General features: G+C 64.5%; 2 protein-coding genes. Both read right to left on the reverse strand.

Annotated elements, in window-relative coordinates; translation table 11 throughout:
- Positions 1-9: 9 nt before the first annotated feature.
- A complete protein-coding gene (locus JOY90_RS02270) occupies positions 10-1,317 on the reverse strand; it encodes an IS4 family transposase (protein WP_291689546.1) in 1,308 nt (435 codons plus the stop codon).
- A 311-nt stretch (positions 1,318-1,628) separates the two neighbouring features.
- On the reverse strand, positions 1,629-2,390 hold the full coding sequence (locus JOY90_RS02275; RefSeq protein ID WP_291689547.1) for an SDR family oxidoreductase: 762 nt from the start codon (positions 2,388-2,390) through the stop codon (positions 1,629-1,631).
- Positions 2,391-2,457 lie beyond the last annotated feature (67 nt).

The following is a 2,457-nucleotide window of genomic DNA, read 5'->3' on the forward strand; positions in this document are numbered from 1 at the left end:
CTGTCGGATTCACACATGTTGAAGCCTCAGGGTAGCTCCGTATTTGATGCGCTGGAAGTCCTCCAGGCCCCGGCGCATTACCTGCGGTCCCGGTTTGCCGTAGTAGCCGGTCCAGCCGCCCAGACGGGCGATGACCCAGGCGGCGAAGGCGAGCGAGCCGCTGGGGTGGGGGTTCTTTTGTTTCGATGTTTTGCCTTCCAATTGCGCCGACACGGCTTCGAGAATTGGCTGGTCGGCTGGCTCGAAGGCGTCGGTGAGGCGCTGGCCCGTGGTGTCGTCGCGAGCCTTGACGAGCTGCATCACCGTGACGGCAGCCACCGTGGCCGCCGCGACGAAATTGATCATGGCCTGCGGATCGCCAATATCGGCTGCCTCAATATCGAATCCCCCAGTCTTAAGGGTGTGGAAGAACTCTTCGATGGTCCAGCGCAGTCGATAGAGATCGACGATCCTGTGCGCTTCACCGAGGCTTGTGACCTCACGCGTCGTCAAAAGCCGCCAGTGGATGGGCTTGCCGTCTTCGGGGTTCGAGGTCTCGCGAACATCGACCATCGTCAAGGCAATCGTTTTGGGCAGATCGCCTGCTACTCCGTGCCGCGGCTTGCACAACACGATGCGAGAATATCTCACCGCAAGCTCCGTCATTCGCGCCTTGCGTCCCGGTGCAGCCGGAATCTTCACGGTGAGCCGGCCCTGCTCCGGCAGGCCATCAACATACGGGAACAACAGGTCGATCTGATCTTCGTCCTCGGTCTGGATCTTTCGGTTCTGGCACGCCCGCACGATCAGATGCACGTTGTCCGGCCGTCGCGCGAAGTGCTCATAGATATCGCTCTCACGGTCGGACACGACCGTAACGCTGTTGGCCGTCGCCAATGCTTCTCCGGCCAGCGAAGCGACCTCCAGCCAGCGCTGCGACTCCTTCTGCTGTGTCTGGCGTGCGCGTCGGGGCGTGGTCTTGCCCCCCTTGCGGTTCCACACCTTGGCATCGACCAAGCCAAGCACTCCGCCGCTTGTCGCATCCACCGCCAGGGCGGCGTGCAGCAGAAGACCGCGCACGGCCCCGCCTTTGCCGATCGGTCCATAGCCCTGCGCCTTCGCGCGCCGGCCTCCCAATGCCAGCTCGCTTGTATCCTGGACCACGACTACGTCCCGCCCCGCAGCACGGACGGCCGTGCGCGCGGCGGCATGGGACGCCATTTCGGCGACCGTCACCGCTTCATTGCGCAGCAGACGCGTGAATTGAATCTCCCGTGCCCGTGTCCCCGCCAGCCGGCGGATGCACGAGCCCGGCCGCGCCACCAGAGCCGCGTGCAAATTGGCCCCCCTTTTTCCAAGCGACAGTCGTTGAACAGTCCAAGCCCGTATTCAATCCCAGCCATGAGATCCTCCCGCGAATCATCAACTGACCCACGGAATCAGCCCTCCTACCGCCCCGCAAGATGTGTGAACATGACAGCGTTCTTCACGGAGAGGGTTGGGGTGAGGGGCTGTCTCCACGGCGGGACTCGCGGAGAGTCCCCTCACCCGGATTGCATCTTTCGATGCAATCCGACCTCTCCCCGCGAGCGGGGCGAGGTGGCATCGAGTCTGTGGCGACAGATCCGCGACGACAAGTCATGGCGCCGTCAATTCAGCAAGAACCCACCGTCGACCGTCACCACGCTGCCGGTCATGTAGCGCGAGGCGGAGGACGCGAGCAGCAGGATGGCGCCGTCGAGATCGCTCTCGGCGCCGACCCGGCGCTGCGGGATCCGTTTTGTCAGCTTCTCGCCCGCCGGCGTCGCCCAGAAATCATGGTTCATCTCGGTGTCGATATAGCCCGGCGCCAGCGCGTTGACGCGGATGTTGCTGGCCGCCAACTCCAGCGCCATCGCCTTGGTGGCCTGGATCAGGCCGGCCTTGGAGATCGTGTAGGGCGACAGGAACTTCATCACGCCGAGCCCGAGCACGGACGCGATGTTGACGATGTTGCCGCCCTCTTCGCGCGCGATCATCCGCCGCGCCACCTCGGTCGCCGTGAAATAGGCGCCCTTCAGGTTGGCGCCGATCACCGCCTCCCAGTCCGCCTCGGTCTGGTCGGTCGACAGCTTCTCGATTGCGATGCCGGCGTTGTTGATCAGCACGGTGAGAGGGCCGAGCGCCGCTTCGGCCGCGTCGATCGCCTGCGCGATCGAGGCGGTGTCGGTGACGTCCATCGCGACCGCCACCGCGCGCCCGCCCTTGGCGGCGATCTCCTCCGCCAGCGCCTCGAGCTTGCCGGTCTGGCGCGCGGCGAGCACGACGGCCGCGCCACGTGCCGACAGGACGCGCGCGAACTGGCGGCCCAACCCCTGGGATGCACCGGTGATGAGGATGATTTCTTTACTGACATCGAATAGGTCTGACATGGCGATATCCCGCGGGAGCAGGCCCATTGATACAGACGATTTTAGCGGTCGGGAACCCCGTAGCCTG

Source organism: Bradyrhizobium sp., assembly GCF_019242285.1.
GTDB lineage: Bacteria > Pseudomonadota > Alphaproteobacteria > Rhizobiales > Xanthobacteraceae > Bradyrhizobium.